This is a genomic window from Mycobacterium sp. NPDC050551, from assembly GCF_040674075.1.
Lineage (GTDB): Bacteria > Actinomycetota > Actinomycetes > Mycobacteriales > Mycobacteriaceae > Mycobacterium.
The window spans coordinates 200,085-214,018 of the sequence record NZ_JBFARC010000005.1; the positions used below are offsets into that span (position 1 = coordinate 200,085).

The 13,934-nt window shown below is 70.1% G+C and carries 15 protein-coding genes; 6 read left to right on the forward strand and 9 right to left on the reverse strand.

Features of this window, described 5'->3' with window-relative positions; all coding sequences use genetic code 11:
* Positions 1-165: 165 nt before the first annotated feature.
* Positions 166-597 carry a division/cell wall cluster transcriptional repressor MraZ gene (mraZ, locus tag AB0K11_RS20825; RefSeq protein WP_018599516.1) on the reverse strand — a complete coding sequence of 144 codons (432 nt, stop codon included), beginning with the start codon at positions 595-597 and terminating at the stop codon, positions 166-168.
* A gap of 311 nt (positions 598-908) precedes the next feature.
* Entirely contained in the window at positions 909-1,313 is a 405-nt protein-coding gene (locus AB0K11_RS20830) for a DUF3040 domain-containing protein (RefSeq protein ID WP_364981115.1), read from the reverse strand.
* A gap of 208 nt (positions 1,314-1,521) precedes the next feature.
* On the opposite strand from AB0K11_RS20830, the gene AB0K11_RS20835 reads away from it, so the two are divergent.
* The 4 genes from AB0K11_RS20835 to AB0K11_RS20850 all read left to right on the forward strand — a co-directional run bounded on the left by AB0K11_RS20835 (position 1,522) and on the right by AB0K11_RS20850 (position 5,594).
* Positions 1,522-2,118 carry an N-acetyltransferase gene (locus tag AB0K11_RS20835; RefSeq protein ID WP_364981118.1) on the forward strand — a complete coding sequence of 199 codons (597 nt, stop codon included), beginning with the start codon at positions 1,522-1,524 and terminating at the stop codon, positions 2,116-2,118.
* Positions 2,119-2,229: 111 nt separating this feature from the next.
* Positions 2,230-2,859, forward strand: coding sequence for a DUF3153 domain-containing protein (locus AB0K11_RS20840; protein ID WP_364981851.1), 630 nt, complete (start codon positions 2,230-2,232; stop codon positions 2,857-2,859).
* Positions 2,860-2,971: 112 nt separating this feature from the next.
* Complete coding sequence (gene idsA2 / locus AB0K11_RS20845) at positions 2,972-4,051, forward strand: bifunctional (2E,6E)-farnesyl/geranyl diphosphate synthase (RefSeq protein ID WP_364981121.1); 1,080 nt, start codon at positions 2,972-2,974, stop codon at positions 4,049-4,051.
* 4 nt (positions 4,052-4,055) lie between these two features.
* Entirely contained in the window at positions 4,056-5,594 is a 1,539-nt protein-coding gene (locus AB0K11_RS20850) for an alpha-(1->6)-mannopyranosyltransferase A (RefSeq protein WP_364981124.1), read from the forward strand.
* On the opposite strand, the gene AB0K11_RS20855 is transcribed toward AB0K11_RS20850, so the two are convergent.
* The gene (locus AB0K11_RS20855; protein ID WP_364981127.1) at positions 5,549-5,953 is read right to left on the reverse strand and encodes an Rv2175c family DNA-binding protein; all 405 of its coding nucleotides are present in this window, start codon (positions 5,951-5,953) and stop codon (positions 5,549-5,551) included. The genes AB0K11_RS20850 and AB0K11_RS20855 overlap by 46 nt on opposite strands.
* Positions 5,954-5,987: 34 nt before the next feature.
* Here AB0K11_RS20855 and AB0K11_RS20860 point away from each other — a divergent pair, with 34 nt between their 5' ends.
* Positions 5,988-7,193 (forward strand): protein kinase, encoded by a 1,206-nt coding sequence (locus AB0K11_RS20860; RefSeq protein ID WP_364981130.1) that lies wholly within the window; start codon positions 5,988-5,990, stop codon positions 7,191-7,193.
* Here the strand turns inward: AB0K11_RS20860 and AB0K11_RS20865 are convergent.
* Genes AB0K11_RS20865 through AB0K11_RS20875 form a run of 3 tightly spaced genes read right to left on the reverse strand, consistent with a single transcriptional unit; the run spans position 7,190 to position 10,047 of the window.
* Positions 7,190-8,587 carry a class II 3-deoxy-7-phosphoheptulonate synthase gene (locus AB0K11_RS20865; protein WP_364981133.1) on the reverse strand — a complete coding sequence of 466 codons (1,398 nt, stop codon included), beginning with the start codon at positions 8,585-8,587 and terminating at the stop codon, positions 7,190-7,192. The genes AB0K11_RS20860 and AB0K11_RS20865 overlap by 4 nt on opposite strands.
* Positions 8,588-8,638: 51 nt before the next feature.
* Positions 8,639-9,136, reverse strand: coding sequence for a polyadenylate-specific 3'-exoribonuclease AS (locus AB0K11_RS20870; RefSeq protein ID WP_364981136.1), 498 nt, complete (start codon positions 9,134-9,136; stop codon positions 8,639-8,641).
* Entirely contained in the window at positions 9,136-10,047 is a 912-nt protein-coding gene (locus AB0K11_RS20875; protein WP_364981139.1) for a hypothetical protein, read from the reverse strand. The genes AB0K11_RS20870 and AB0K11_RS20875 overlap by 1 nt, the downstream gene beginning before the upstream one ends.
* A 95-nt stretch (positions 10,048-10,142) precedes the next feature.
* Between AB0K11_RS20875 and AB0K11_RS20880 the strand changes: the two genes are divergently transcribed.
* The gene (locus AB0K11_RS20880) at positions 10,143-11,420 is read left to right on the forward strand and encodes a glycosyltransferase 87 family protein (protein ID WP_364981142.1); all 1,278 of its coding nucleotides are present in this window, start codon (positions 10,143-10,145) and stop codon (positions 11,418-11,420) included.
* A 17-nt stretch (positions 11,421-11,437) separates the two neighbouring features.
* Here the strand turns inward: AB0K11_RS20880 and AB0K11_RS20885 are convergent, their stop codons facing one another.
* The 3 genes from AB0K11_RS20885 to AB0K11_RS20895 form a co-directional block, all read right to left on the reverse strand.
* Positions 11,438-12,175 carry a lysophospholipid acyltransferase family protein gene (locus AB0K11_RS20885; protein WP_364981145.1) on the reverse strand — a complete coding sequence of 246 codons (738 nt, stop codon included), beginning with the start codon at positions 12,173-12,175 and terminating at the stop codon, positions 11,438-11,440.
* 82 nt (positions 12,176-12,257) lie between these two features.
* Positions 12,258-12,662, reverse strand: coding sequence for a hypothetical protein (locus AB0K11_RS20890; protein ID WP_364981148.1), 405 nt, complete (start codon positions 12,660-12,662; stop codon positions 12,258-12,260).
* The gene (locus AB0K11_RS20895) at positions 12,659-13,933 is read right to left on the reverse strand and encodes an ArsA family ATPase (protein WP_364981854.1); all 1,275 of its coding nucleotides are present in this window, start codon (positions 13,931-13,933) and stop codon (positions 12,659-12,661) included. Before AB0K11_RS20895 ends, AB0K11_RS20890 begins: the two co-directional genes overlap by 4 nt.
* Position 13,934 lies beyond the last annotated feature (1 nt).

The following is a 13,934-nucleotide window of genomic DNA, read 5'->3' on the forward strand; positions in this document are numbered from 1 at the left end:
CCCGAAGAACCGTTCTGTGGATAGAGCACCCCTGCATCGAGGTCCCTGCCCGAGAGCGCGGACCTGGCGTCGGGGAAGTACGCCAGGGCCGGATCGGACAGAGGCCACGATGCACGGGCGACATGCGGACCGAAGGCCGGGTGGTGTCCCCGGCCCGCGGGGGACTCAGATGATGTCGCGCAGAGTTTCATCGGTTGCCGCGGAGAAGTTCTCTTCGTGGGTCTGCTGGTACTCCTGCCAGGCTTGGGCGTCCCAGATCTCCAGATAGTCGACCGAACCGATCACCACGCACTCCTTGGAGAGGTTCGCGTAGCGGCGATGGTCGGCCGACAGGGTGATCCGGCCTTGCGCGTCGGGATGCTGTTCGTCGGTGGCGGCGGCCAGGTTGCGCAGGAATGCACGCGCCTCGGGATTGGACCGCGACGCCTGCGACGCCCGCCGTGCGAGCTTCTCGAATTCGTCCCGCGGGTAGACCGCCAGGCTGTGGTCCTGACTCTTGGTCACCATCAGCCCTCCTGCCAGTGCGTCGCGGAACTTGGCGGGAAGTGTGAGCCGCCCCTTGTCGTCGAGCTTCGGCGTGTAGGTGCCCAGAAACATCCGGCCACCTCCCGCCTCGCTCCGATGCATGCCACTTTACCCCACAATCCCCCACTTTGCTCCATCTAGTGCGGGCGAGCTCGACGAATTCCCCACCACTGACCCACGAGGGCACATTGCGGGTGGCCGGCGGATGCCTCGGACCGGGCTCGATCGGGTATCAGAGCAGCTCAGCGCAGCCACAAGAGAAGGTGGGGCGGAGTGGGGCGCGACACGGGCGGCAACCGGGAGCGGCGTGTCGCGAAATCGTCCACAGACATGAAAAAGGGGTAGCCCGCATCCGGGCTACCCCTGTGAAACCGAAGACTCGGCTACTCGTCGAAGCGACGGCGGAAGCGATCCTCCATCCGGCTGGTGAACGAGTTGCCCGAGCCCTTGTGCTTCTTCGTCGACCGCGACGACGCCTCGGGCGCCGAACGGTCCCGCGAGCCGGTCACCCGCGGGCCGGTGATCGCGAACACCACGCCGGCGAACATCAGCACGAAGCCGATCACCGAGAGGATCGGGAACGTGCCGATCATGGTGGCCTTGATCGCGACCCCGCAGACCAGAAGGCCCAGACCGACCACGAAGAGCGCCGCGCCCTGCAATCGGCGGCGGGCCGAGGGCGCACGCAGCGTTCCACCCCGGACGCTCGAGGCGAACTTGGGGTCCTCGGCATACAGCGCGCTCTCGATCTGATCGAGCATGCGCTGCTCATGATCGGAGAGTGGCATACGTCCCTCCTCGCCGGTACGGCCGGTCACGGTGTTCAAAGTCATGCATGCCCGCATTCACGGACACCTAACAGTCATGATACGAGGTCGATCTGAGCCGTACCACCTAGTTCGTCGCACGATTGTATGACGTGCACCGCCATTGGGACGCCACCACCTCGCCCCGGATAATGGAGGCGACGGTAGAGCACCCTGGAGAGGCGACACATTGGCGACATTTCTGATCGATCTGTCGCCCGACGACATGGCACGCCGCCTTCCCGACGCGCTCAGCGTGTACGTGGACGCGATGCACTACCCGCGCGGCACCGAGGAGCAGCGGGCGTCCATGTGGCTCGAACACACCCGCAGGCACGGCTGGAAGGCGGTGGCCGTGGTCGAGACGCCCGACGGTGCGGCGGAGCCTCCCCTCGACGAGCTGCAGGCCGCACCGCTGCTGGGGGTGGCCTACGGGTACTGCGGCGCCCCGGACCAGTGGTGGCAGCAGCAGGTGGTCGCCGGGTTACAGCGGGTCGGAGCCGAGCATTCGCGCATCGCCGAGCTGATGACCAGCTATTTCGAGCTCACCGAGCTGCACATCGACCCCGCGGCACAGGGCCGGGGCCTCGGCGAGGCGCTGGCCAGGCGGTTGCTCGCGGACCGCACCGAAGACCACGTGCTGCTGTCCACGCCGGAGACCAGCGGCGAGGCGAACCGGGCCTGGCGGCTCTACCGCAGGCTGGGCTTCGCCGACGTGATCCGCGGCTACCACTTCGCCGGCGATCCCCGCCCGTTCGCCATCCTCGGGCGCGCTCTGCCGCTCTAGTCCGCCCGTCGGGCCACTGGGCAACGCCCGGTCTGGCACGATGACCGGGTGCGCGCCCGCCCGTCCGCAAAACGCCGAACCCGTCTGCTGGTACTGGCCCTGCTGGTGCTGATGCTGCCGATGATGGTGGGGTGCGTGCGTGTGCGTGCGTCCATCACGGTGTCGCCGGACGACCGGGTGTCGGGGCAGATCGTCGCCGCCGCCAAGCCCCGCGACGAGAACGACAAGGGCCCGCAGCTGCTCAACAGCCTGCCGTTCGCGACGAAGGTGGCGGTCACCGAGTACGAGCGAGACGACTACGTGGGCTCGCAGGCGGTGTTCTCCGACCTCACCTTCGCCGAACTCCCCCAGTTGGCGAACATGAACCGCGACGCGGCCGGCGTCGACATCTCCCTGCGCCGCGCGGGCGACCTGGTGATCCTCGAGGGCCGCGTCGACCTGACCTCGCTCAGCGATCCCGAGGCCGACGTGTCGCTCTCGGTGTCCTTCCCCGGCGAGGTGACCTCGACCAACGGCGACCAGCTCAGCGCGGAGATCGTCGAGTGGAAACTCCGCCCCGGAGTGGTGACCACGATGAACGCCCAGGCCCGCTACACCGACCCGAGCGCCCGCTCGTTCACCGGCGCCGCGATCTGGCTCGGCCTGGCGTCGATACTGGTTGCCGGCATCGTCGGCGCGCTGGCCTGGACGAGCCGCGACCGCTCCCCCCGCTTCGGCGAGGAGCCGGCGAAGGACGCATGACCGGCGCGCCGCGGCCCGCGTGCGCCTGGCTTGCCGGGAAACCCCCGACACGCTCTACTCTTAGTGCACTCGGGGGCGAGATCAGCACGTGAGAAAGGGGTGCCCGCTGAGCGTGGATGCCGCGGCACCGTCAGCCGTCGAGCTGGCCCGTGCCGTCACCGACCAACTGCGGGACTATCTCCGGGACCGCCGCCGGGACAGCGCCTACATCGGCCCGGAGTACGCAGAAGTGACCGCCGCGCTGGAGGAATTCGTCCTGCGCGGAGGCAAACGGGTACGACCGGCGTTCGCCTACTGGGGCTGGCGCGCGGTGGCCGGCCGGGACGCCGACCCCGGGATCCTCCGGCTCTTCGCCGCCCTTGAACTGCTGCACGCCTGCGCCCTGGTCCACGACGACGTCATCGACGCGTCGGCGACGCGACGCGGCCTGCCGACCGTGCACCGGCTGTTCGCCGAGCGGCACCGCGGGCAGAACTGGCACGGGTCCGCCGAGCAGTTCGGCCTGTCTGCGGCGATCCTGCTCGGCGATCTCGCGCTGGTGTGGGCCGACGACATCGTCGCCACCGCCGATCTCCCGCACGACGCGCACCGGCGGGTACAACGGGTGTGGGCCGACATCCGCACCGAGGTGCTCGGCGGGCAGTTCCTCGACATCGTCGCCGAAGCCGGCGGCGCCGACTCGGTGGCCTCGGCGATGACCGTGAACACCTACAAGACGGCGTCCTACACCGTCTCGCGGCCGCTGCAGATGGGTGCCGCCGCGGCAGCGGACCGTCCCGACGTGCAGACGATCTTCCACGAGGTGGGCACCGACCTCGGGATAGCCTTCCAGCTCCGCGACGACGTGCTCGGGGTGTTCGGCGACCCCGCCGTCACCGGCAAGCCCTCCGGCGACGACCTGCGCTCGGGCAAGCGCACGGTGCTGGTCGCCGAGGCCGTCGAGCTGGCCGAGCGCACCGACCCGGTCGCGGCCAAACTGCTGAGGACGTCGATCGGCACCCAGCTCACCGATGCGCAGGTGCGCGAGCTGTGTCAGGTCATCGAGTCCGTCGGTGCGTTGGCCGCGGTCGAGGAGCGCATCGAACTGCTCACCCGGCGCTCACTGGAGCGACTGGCCGCCGCGCCGATCGATGCGCGCGCCAAGGCCGGACTGGCCGAACTCGCGAGATCGGCCGCCAACCGGTCCGCCTGACAGCATGACGACCGAAACCGGAACTCCGAGAACACCTGTGGCGCAGCATCTGTCGCGGCTGGCCGCCTTCGCCTCGTCGGGTGCGGCACGGCCGGCCCTGCTGGGCTGCCTGGGCGCCGCGCTGATCACCATCGGCGCGCTGGGCGCGGGCAGCACGAGGCTGCACGACCCGCTGCTGGAGTCACTGCACCTGTCGTGGCTGCGCTTCGGGCACGGCCTGGTGCTGTCCTCGCTGCTGCTGTGGGGCGGGGTGGCGGTGATGCTGATCGCGTGGCTGTGGCTGGGGCGGCGGGTGATCGACCGGACCGCAACCGAGTACACGATGGTGGCGACCACGGGCTTCTGGATCGCCCCGCTGCTGTTGAGCGTGCCGGTCTTCAGCCGCGACACCTACTCCTACCTGGCGCAGGGCGCGCTGCTGCGCGACGGCTTCGACCCGTACCTGGTGGGCCCGATCGAGAATCCGAACCCGCTGCTGGACAACGTGAGTCCGATCTGGACCACCACCACCGCACCGTACGGACCGGCCTTCATCCTGATCGCCAAGTTCGTCACCATGCTCGTCGGCGACGACGTCATCGCAGGCACCATGCTGCTGCGGCTGTGCATGCTGCCGGGACTGGCACTTCTGATCTGGGCTGCACCGCGGGTGGCCCGCCACGTCGGCGCCAACGGCGCGGCGGCGCTGTGGATCTGCGTGCTGAACCCGCTGGTGATCATCCACCTGATGGGTGGCGTGCACAACGAGATGCTGATGGTCGGACTGATGGTGGCAGGCATCGCGCTGACCTTCGGTGGCCGGCCGGTCTGGGGCGTGGGCCTCATCGCGCTCGCGGTGGCGGTCAAGGCGACCGGCGGACTGGCACTTCCGTTCATGGTGTGGGTGTGGATGCGTCAACTGCAGGAGCGTCGCGGGTACCGGCCGCTGCGTGCCTTCGCCGCTGCCACCGCCGCGTCGTGCGCCGTCTTCGTCGCCGTGTTCGCCGTGGTGTCCGCCCTGGCCGGCGTCGGCCTCGGCTGGCTGACCGCGCTGGCCGGATCGGTGAAGATCATCAACTGGCTCACCCTGCCGACCGCGGCGGCCCAACTGGTCAACGTGATCGGCGGACTGTTCCTGCCGGTGAACTTCTACGCCGTGCTCGACGTCACCCGCATCATCGGCATCGCGGTCATCGCGATCTCACTTCCGCTGCTGTGGTGGCGGTTCCGCCACACCGACCGCGAGGCGCTGATCGGCATCGCCGCGGTGATGGGCGTGGTGGTGCTGTTCGTGCCCGCCGCCCTGCCCTGGTATTACACCTGGCCGCTCGCCGTGGTGGCCGCGCTGGCGCAGAGCCGGCCCGCCATCGCGCTCATCGCCGGGTTCTCGACGTGGATCATGGTGATCTTCAAACCCGACGGCGCGCACGGCATGTACTCGTGGGCCCACGTGCTGCTCGCCACGGCATGCGCTGCGGTGGCCTGGTATTCGCTCTATCACCCGGACCGGCGGCCGGGTCAGTACGCCATCGCCTGGGCGCGGCGCACCACCTCGCGTGCCTGATGTGAGCGCAGCGCGTCCACTGGTCGCGCATTGGTCTGCCGCTCGGTGCTGCCGTCGCGGCTGATCGTCAACGACGGGTCCGGGGTGAACAACCACCGCACGATCTCGGTGTCGCGGTACCCGCCGTCGCGCATCACCACCAGCAGCCCGGGCAGTGGCTTGATCACTTGGCCGGAGTCGTCGAAGAACAGTTTCGGCACCACCACGGTGCCGCCACGGCGGACACCGATGAGGTGGCCCTCGCGCAGGTGCTGATGGACTTTGGTCACCGGAATGCCGAGCATCGATGCGACGGCGGGCAGGTCGTAGACGGCCTCGTCGCGCTCCAACACATCGTCAGCGGCCGGAATGCTGCTCACGGCATCGAGTCTAGGGCCAAACGCGACTCGTAACATGTGTTCGGTGGAGCCCTACCCCCAGCATCCGGATCCGCTCGTCGGCACCGTGCTGGACGGGCGCTACCGCGTCGACGCGCCGATCGCCGCCGGCGGCATGTCGACGGTCTACCGCGGCCTGGACGAGCGACTGGACCGGCCGGTGGCGCTGAAGGTGATGGAGGCCCGCTACGCGGGCGATCAGCACTTCCTGACCCGGTTCCAGCGGGAGGCCCGAGCCGTCGCGCGGCTGAAGGGCGACGGCCTGGTCGCCGTGTACGACCAGGGCATCGACCGCGGCCACCCGTTCCTGGTGATGGAGCTCGTCGAGGGCGGCACGCTTCGCGAACTGCTGCGCGAACGCGGTCCGATGCCCCCGCACGCCGCGGCCGCGGTGCTGGCGCCGGTGTTGTCCGGGCTGGCCGTCGCCCACCGCGCCGGTCTGGTGCACCGCGACGTCAAACCGGAGAACGTACTGATCTCCGACGACGGCGAGGTCAAGATCGCCGACTTCGGCCTGGTCCGTGCCCTTGCCGAGGCGAAGATCACCTCGACCAGCGTCATTCTCGGCACCGCGGCCTACCTGTCGCCCGAACAGGTCGCCTCCGGTGACTCCGGTCCGCGCAGCGACGTCTACGCCGTGGGTGTGCTCGCCTACGAGTTGCTCACCGGAGACACCCCGTTCAGCGGCGACACCGCACTGGCGGTGGCCTACCAGCGGATGGACCATGACGTCGCACCGCCGAGTTCGGTGATCGCGGGCGTGCCGCCGCAGTTCGACGACCTGGTCCTGCGGGCCACATCACGCGACCCCGCACAGCGGTACGCCGACGCCCAGGACATGGGCGACGACCTCGCCGACATCGCCGACGAACTGCGACTGCCGGCCTTCCGGGTGCCCGTCGCCAGGAATTCGGCGGCGCACGCGTCGGCCACCCGGGCGCACACCCGTGCGCCGGTCGCCGCCGCCACGCCCGCGCCGCCGCGTCAGCCCACCCGCGAACTCACCCGCGGCCCCGACGACTGGCCCGCCGAACCGAGCCGCGACGACGAATATCCCTCGGCGGCCGACCATTTCGCCGGTATCCCGATCGACGAGTTCTACTGGGCGCGGCAGCGGGCCCGGCGGACGCTGCTGTTCTGGGTGATCGCGGTGCTCACGCTCACCGGCCTGCTCGGCACCGCCGCCTGGACACTGGGCACCAATCTGCCCGGGCTGCTCTAGTCGCGCAGCATCTCCGCCACGAGGAACGCCAGCTCCAGGCTCTGCTGAGTGTTCAGTCGCGGGTCGCACGCGGTCTCGTAGCGGCCGGCGAGGTCGGTGTCGGAGATGTCCTGCGCGCCACCGAGGCATTCGGTGACGTCCTCGCCGGTGATCTCGACGTGGATGCCGCCCGGATGGGTGCCCAGCGCCCGGTGCACCTCGAAGAATCCCTGCACCTCGTCGACGATGCGATCGAAGTGCCGGGTCTTGTAGCCGGTGGACGACTCGTGGGTGTTGCCGTGCATCGGGTCGCACTGCCAGATCACTCGGTGGCCCGTGGCCTGCACCTTCTCGATGATCGGCGGGAGCAGGTCGCGCACCTTGTGATTGCCCATCCGGGTGACCAGTGTCAGCCGGCCGGGCTCGTTGTGCGGGTCCAGCCGCTCGACGTACTCGACGGCCATCTCCGGCGTGGTGGTCGGGCCGAGCTTGACGCCGATCGGGTTGGCGATCGTCTCGACCAGGCCGATGTGGGCGCCGTCGAGCTGGCGGGTGCGCTCGCCGATCCACACGTAGTGCGCGGACAGGTCGTAGAGCCGCGGTTCGGGCTGGCCGGCCGGGAAGTCGGTGGACAACCGCAGCATCGCCCGCTCGTAGTCGAGCACCAGGGCCTCGTGGCTGGCGTAGATCTCGGCGGTCTGCAGGTTCGGGTCGTTGACGCCGCAGGCGTTCATGAACCGCAGGCCGCGGTCGATCTCGCCGGCCAGCGCCTCGTAGCGGGCACCGGCGCGCGAGGTGCGGACGAACTCGCGGTTCCAGTCGTGCACCAGGTCCAGCGACGCCAGGCCGCCCGAGGTCAGCGCCCGCACCAGGTTCATCGCGGCGCTGGCATTGGCGTAGGCGCGGACCAGCCGCGACGGGTCGTGCTCCCGCAGCGCCGCGTCGGGGGCGAAGCCGTTGACCATGTCGCCGCGGTAGGACCGCAGTCCCAGCGCGTCGATGTCGGCCGACCGCGGCTTGGCGTACTGGCCCGCGATGCGGGCCACCTTGATCACGGGCATGCTGGCGCCGTAGGTCAGCACCACCGCCATCTGTAGGAGCGTGCGGATGTTGGCGCGGATGTGCGGCTCGGTGTTGTCGGCGAACGTCTCCGCGCAGTCACCGCCCTGCAGCAGGAACGCCTCACCGCGCGCGACGTCGGCGAGCAGGCTCTTGAGCCGCTCGATCTCCGACGGCACGGTGATCGGCGGAACACTCTCCAGCACCGTCCGCATCGCCTTGGCCGTGGCGGGATCCCAGCTGGGTTGCTGGACGGCCGGGCGGGCCAGCGCGGCGTCGAGCCGTCGCCGCAGGTCCTCGGGCAGCGGCGGCAGGTCTGGGAGCTGGTCGATGGGTACGTCGACGGTCCAGTTCACCCATTCATGGTAACTGGGCGGCGCATCGGAATTTACGCAGTCGACTGCAGGTCAGCTCGGCGGACGACGGTCGAGGCCGGTCATCGTCTGGAAGCGCAGCAGGTTGTGCCGCGCGTCGACCAGCGCATCATGGGCGTCACGTGGCCGGGGCGGCATCCGCGGTGACCCGCGTTCCTCCCAGAACTGCCGCAATTCGCGGGTGAATCGCGGCATCGCCGGCGGCAGGCTGGTCATCGGTCCCCACAGCTGGCAGAGCACCACGTGGTCGTAGGCGCCGACCCACGCCCACAGCTCGATGGTGTCGTCGCCGTCGATGCCGAAGAAGTCCTCGAGCTCGGTGCGGATCTGCCTCCTCGAGCGCCACAGCGGCGACGCCGGCGACGGCAGCTTGGGCAGCACGTTCTTGCGCACCCAGCTGCCGGCCCGGTCCGGATCGAATTCCGTTGAGATGGCGTAGTATTCGCGGCCATCCTCGGCTGCGACACCGATCGAGATGAGCTCGATGGTGCGGCCGTTGTCGATGAACTCGGTGTCGTAGAAGTACCGCATCAGGCGACCCGCCCGCGGTCACGGTCGCGTGCGGGCGCGATCGCCGGACCGGGTCCCGGCGCCGGGGCGGCGTGGATCTCGCGGTCGAGTTCGGCGTCGACCTTGGCGTCCTCGGGGAACTGCGGTTCACCGGCGACGACGTGCTGCAACCACAGCTTGGCCTGCACCACCGGCCGGCGCAGCCGGCGCTCGCGCTCGAGGGCGCGGTGCATCTTGCGCGGCCGGTTGGTGTAGCGCCACCGTGCCCACGGGGCGTGCGGCCGGGAGAGCCGGATGGCGCCGACGATCAGCAGCGGGGTGATGAACATGCCCACCAGGCCGGTCCACACCTTGCCCTTGAACAGCACGATCACCGCCAGAGCCAGGGTCAGCACCGCGATCGCGATCACCGACGCCCGCGCCGCCAGGGAGTGGTCGTCGCGCCAGATGCCGACGTCGAAGAACGACAGCGGGTTGAACCCCACCACCAGCAGCCCGGCCACCGCCACCGCGGCGAACACGGCATCGACCGACGTGCGGCCGTCCTCGGACCAATAGACGTCGGACAGGTGCAGGATCAGCGCGAACTCGTCGAGCACCAGCGCCGCGCCGACCCCGAAGCCGATGGCCGCGGCGGTGAATTCGGCTACTCCGCCGTTCACCGCCAACGTCACCATCGCCAGGCCGGAGACCATGACCAGGATCACGCCGATCACCACGTGGTGAATGTGCAACCCGCTCCCACCAGTGGAGATGTTGCGCGGTTGCCACCACTTGCGGGGCGCATCGCTGTCGGCGTTGCGCCGGATGTAGCGCACGATCGTGCGCGTCACGAAGAACGTGAGGATGAACGCGACCAGACAACACACCAGGGGAAGGCGGTCCCGGGTGACTCCCGCGGTGAGAAAGTCCAGATCGAAGGTCACGTGCACGCAGAAAACTTACGCCGACCTGCAGGCCGAATTCGGCGTCGGGTCCGGCATGGCTTCCCGGCGCGTCGTCGCCCACCGATAGTCTGATCGGCGACATGAGTACTCGGCAGTCGCCCGGTGGGGCTGGTCTGGCGCCCACCATCGCGTGGCGGCTGTTCCAATTGTCGACCCTCGCCGCCCTGGGCTGGGCCGCATGGCGGCTGCTCGGCCACGTCCCCTACCGCATCGACGTCGACGTCTACCGGATGGGCGGCCGGGCCTGGCTCGACGGCAGGCCGCTGTACGCCGACGGGGCGATGTTCGCCACCAAGGGCGGGCTCGACCTGCCGTTCACCTACCCGCCGCTGGCCGCCATCGCGTTCGCCCCGTTCGCCTGGCTGTCGCTGTCCGCGGCGAGCATGGCGATCACCGCCACCACGCTGGTGCTGCTGATCGTGTCGACCACGATCCTGCTCACCCGCCTCGACGTGTGGCCGCACACCGCCGTGACGCCGGAGCCGGCGTGGCTGCGCAGGGCGTGGCTGGCGGCCGCCCTGGTGGCGCCCGCGGTCGTCTACCTCGAACCGATCCGGGCGAATTTCGACTTCGGGCAGATCAACGTCGTGCTGATGACGCTGGTGATCGCCGACTGCGTGCCGCGACGCACCCCGTGGCCGCGCGGCATGCTGGTCGGCCTGGCGATCGCGCTCAAGCTGACGCCGGCGGTGTTCCTGCTGTACTTCCTGCTGCGCCGCGACACCCGCGCTCTGATCACCGCCGCGGCGTCGGTCGCCGCGGCCACCCTGGCGGGATTCGTGCTGGCCTGGCGGGATTCGATCGAGTACTGGACCGAGACGGTGCGCAACACCGACCGGATCGGCTCGGCGACACTGAACACCAACCAGAACATCGCGGGTGCGCTGGCCCGGATCGGCCTCGGCGAGGAGGTCCGGTTCGCGGTGTGGACGGCGTGCTGCTTCGCCGTGCTCGGGCTGACGGTGTGGGCGGCGCGGCGGCTGCTGCGGGCCGGTGAACCGGTGCTCGCCCTGATCTGCGTGGCGATGTTCGGGCTGGTGGTGTCGCCCGTGTCGTGGTCCCACCACTGGGTGTGGGTGTTGCCCGCAGTGCTGGCCACCGGTGTGACGGCCGCGCGTCGCCGGTCGCTCGCGCTGGCCGCGGTGTCGGTGGCAGGGGTGGCGCTGGTGGTGTGGACGCCGATCACCCTGATGCCTGCGCACCGCGAGGCCGCGGCGTCACTGTGGCGCCAGTTGGCCGGCGGGTCCTACGTGTGGTGGGCGTTGGCGGTCATCGTGGTGACGGGCATGGTGCGTGTGTCGACGGCGGACCGGGCCGGGTCGACACCCGACGCGACGCCGGTTCCGGCCGCCAGCTGAGTCGGCCGGCAGCGGAGTCAGCCCGCAGCGGCCTCGGGGATGCGGTCGGCGGGCGGGGTGTCGGTGTCGGCTCCGACCTCCTTGCCGCCCTCCTTGACGTCGGCCGCGTAGAGGTCGACGTACTCCTGGCCGCCCAGCTGCATCAGCTCGTACATCACCTCGTCGATGACGGCCCGCTCGATGAACCGGTTACCCGCCAGGCCCTCGAACCGGGTGAAGTCCATCGGCTTGCCGAACTTCACCTGCACGCGTCCGAAGTGCCACATCTTGCTGCCGGGCGGGTTGACCACGTCGGTGCCGATCAACGCGACCGGGATGACGGGGATGCCGGTCTCGAGCGCGACCCGGGCCAGCCCGGTCTTGCCCTTGTAGAGCCGGCCGTCCGGTGAGCGGGTGCCCTCCGGGTACATGCCGAGCACCTTGCCGTCGTTGAGTATCCGCACTGCGGCGCTGAGAGCGTCCTTGGCGGCGTCGGCGTCGGTGCGGTCGATCGGCACCTGACCGGCGGCGGTGTAGAACCAGCGCTGGAACCAGCCCTTCAGCCCGGTGCCGGTGAAGTACTCGGCCTTGGCCAGATAGGTGATGCGACGCTTGACCACGAGGCACTTGTAGAAGCTGTCCGCCACCGCCAGGTGATTGCTGGCCAGGATGCACGCGCCGGACGTCGGAACATGCTCGAGCCCTTCGACTTTCGGGCGTCCGAGCAGCGACAGCAGCGGGCCCATGAAGACGTACTTAAAGAGCCAATACCACATGGATCCTCCCCATCGGACGCACCTGACGGTGCTCGGCGACAACTTTACCCAGGCACTGTGGAACGGACCACAGCACGGGACGTCACTCCTCGACGGTGACGGGGATGTGCTGATAGCGACCGGGGCCGGGCGGGTCCGCGGGCGGCCCCTGCGGCGCCGAACCCGGCGGCGGGGGCCGGTCGGGATCCTGCGGCGGGCCCATGTCCTCCACCACGGCGCGCACCACCGTCAGCAACGCGGTGCTGTGCTCGGCGATCACGCTCAGAAGTGGATGCTCCTCGCCGCTGACCAGCGCCGCGAGTGCGCAGACCGGGCACCAGACCTGCTGGCAGGCACCCGGCGATCCGCTCGACGCCGCCCGCGCGGCCAGCAGCCGCACGGCAGGATCGAGGCGGTCGAGGACGGCTTGGGCGAGTGCCCGCAGTTCGGGCGCCAGGTTCTGGTGTCGCCCCCCGGCGGCACCGGCGTCGGTGTCGGAGTCACTCACGCCGGCCACACCTCCGGATTGGGTCGGAATCGCACCGTCAGCTCATGCCCCCGCAGCTGCGCATCGGTCACGATGCACCGCCGCAGGACCGATGCCAGCCGTACGCGGCGCCGCATACCGCCTGCGCCGATGATCAGGTCATCGTCGACCCGGCCCAACGACAGTCCGGCGGAGTCGACCGCTGGCAACTCTAGCCGCAGTCGATACACCGCTTCGAGGCCGCTGCCTGATTCCCGGTCCACCACCGGCCGCAGCGGCCCCGGTGGTGGTGACCCGTCGCGGCGCCGGGCGCCGTCGAGCAGTTCGGCGAGCGCCTTCGGCCCGATCGGCTCGCCGGGCAGGTGCGGGACGAGCACGAGCGCGACATCGCCGACGGCCGCGTCGAGTTCGGTGAGCACCGCCTTCTGCTCGCCGATCCGCGCCGCGTACCACTCGAACGCCGGGTGCTCGGGCAGATTGCGGTACTCGAAGGAGTCGTCGCGCACCAGGTACTGGTTGACGATCAGCTCCGCGACCCGCACCCCCATCATCGCCAGCGATCCGAGGGTGCGCACCGCCTCGGCGGCCACCACCCGTTCGGCGGTCAGCACCAGATGTGCGCCGACCCGGGCACCGTCGGCCAGCAGCGATGTCAGCTCACGGGTGGCGGCGTCGATGCGCTCGACCAGCGCGATGACCGCGGCGGTCGCCGCGTCGTCGGCTCCGGTGGACAGCCTGCGGTGGCGGGGCCAGGCCCGTTCCAGGTAGAGGCCGAAGGTGGCGGGCAGGGTGAGCATCCGCAGGGCGTCGGCCGTCGAGGCGCAGTCCACCACGACGTGATCCCAGGTGCCCTCGGCGGCCAGCTGGCCGACCTCGTGCAGGCCGAGCACCTCCTGGACGCCCGGCAGTGCGGAGAGTTCCTCGGGGGCGAGCTCCGCGAGGTCCGAGTCGGGAAACCTGGCGGCGATCGGCGCGGCCACCTCGCGCCAGCGCTCACTCAGCAGAGCGAGGGTGTCGAGCGCCAGCGCATCGAGGAATCCGCCGCCGTCGGCGAGGTCCCCGGTCTCCAGTTCGGCCGGCACCCTGGTGGGCTCGCGGCGCCCGGTCGGCACCACGACGGTGCCGAGCACGTCGCCGGTGGAGTGGGCCTGATCGGTGGAGACGATGAGCACCCGCATGCCGGCCCGCGCGTCGCGCACAGCGGTCGCCGTGGCCAGCGTCGACTTGCCCACTCCCCCCTTGCCGACGAAGAGACTGATGCGGGCGGGGGTGGCCGGTGGCCGGTCACTCAGG

Coding starts and splice junctions, on each gene's coding strand:
- mraZ (WP_018599516.1), bottom strand. CDS start 597: ATGTTTCTGGGCACCTACACGCCGAAGCTCGACGACAAGGGGCGGCTC.
- AB0K11_RS20830 (WP_364981115.1), bottom strand. CDS start 1,313: ATGCCACTCTCCGATCATGAGCAGCGCATGCTCGATCAGATCGAGAGC.
- AB0K11_RS20840 (WP_364981851.1), top strand. CDS start 2,230: ATGCTGCCGATGATGGTGGGGTGCGTGCGTGTGCGTGCGTCCATCACG.
- AB0K11_RS20850 (WP_364981124.1), top strand. CDS start 4,056: ATGACGACCGAAACCGGAACTCCGAGAACACCTGTGGCGCAGCATCTG.
- AB0K11_RS20860 (WP_364981130.1), top strand. CDS start 5,988: ATGTGTTCGGTGGAGCCCTACCCCCAGCATCCGGATCCGCTCGTCGGC.
- AB0K11_RS20870 (WP_364981136.1), bottom strand. CDS start 9,136: ATGCGGTACTTCTACGACACCGAGTTCATCGACAACGGCCGCACCATC.
- AB0K11_RS20880 (WP_364981142.1), top strand. CDS start 10,143: ATGAGTACTCGGCAGTCGCCCGGTGGGGCTGGTCTGGCGCCCACCATC.
- AB0K11_RS20885 (WP_364981145.1), bottom strand. CDS start 12,175: ATGTGGTATTGGCTCTTTAAGTACGTCTTCATGGGCCCGCTGCTGTCG.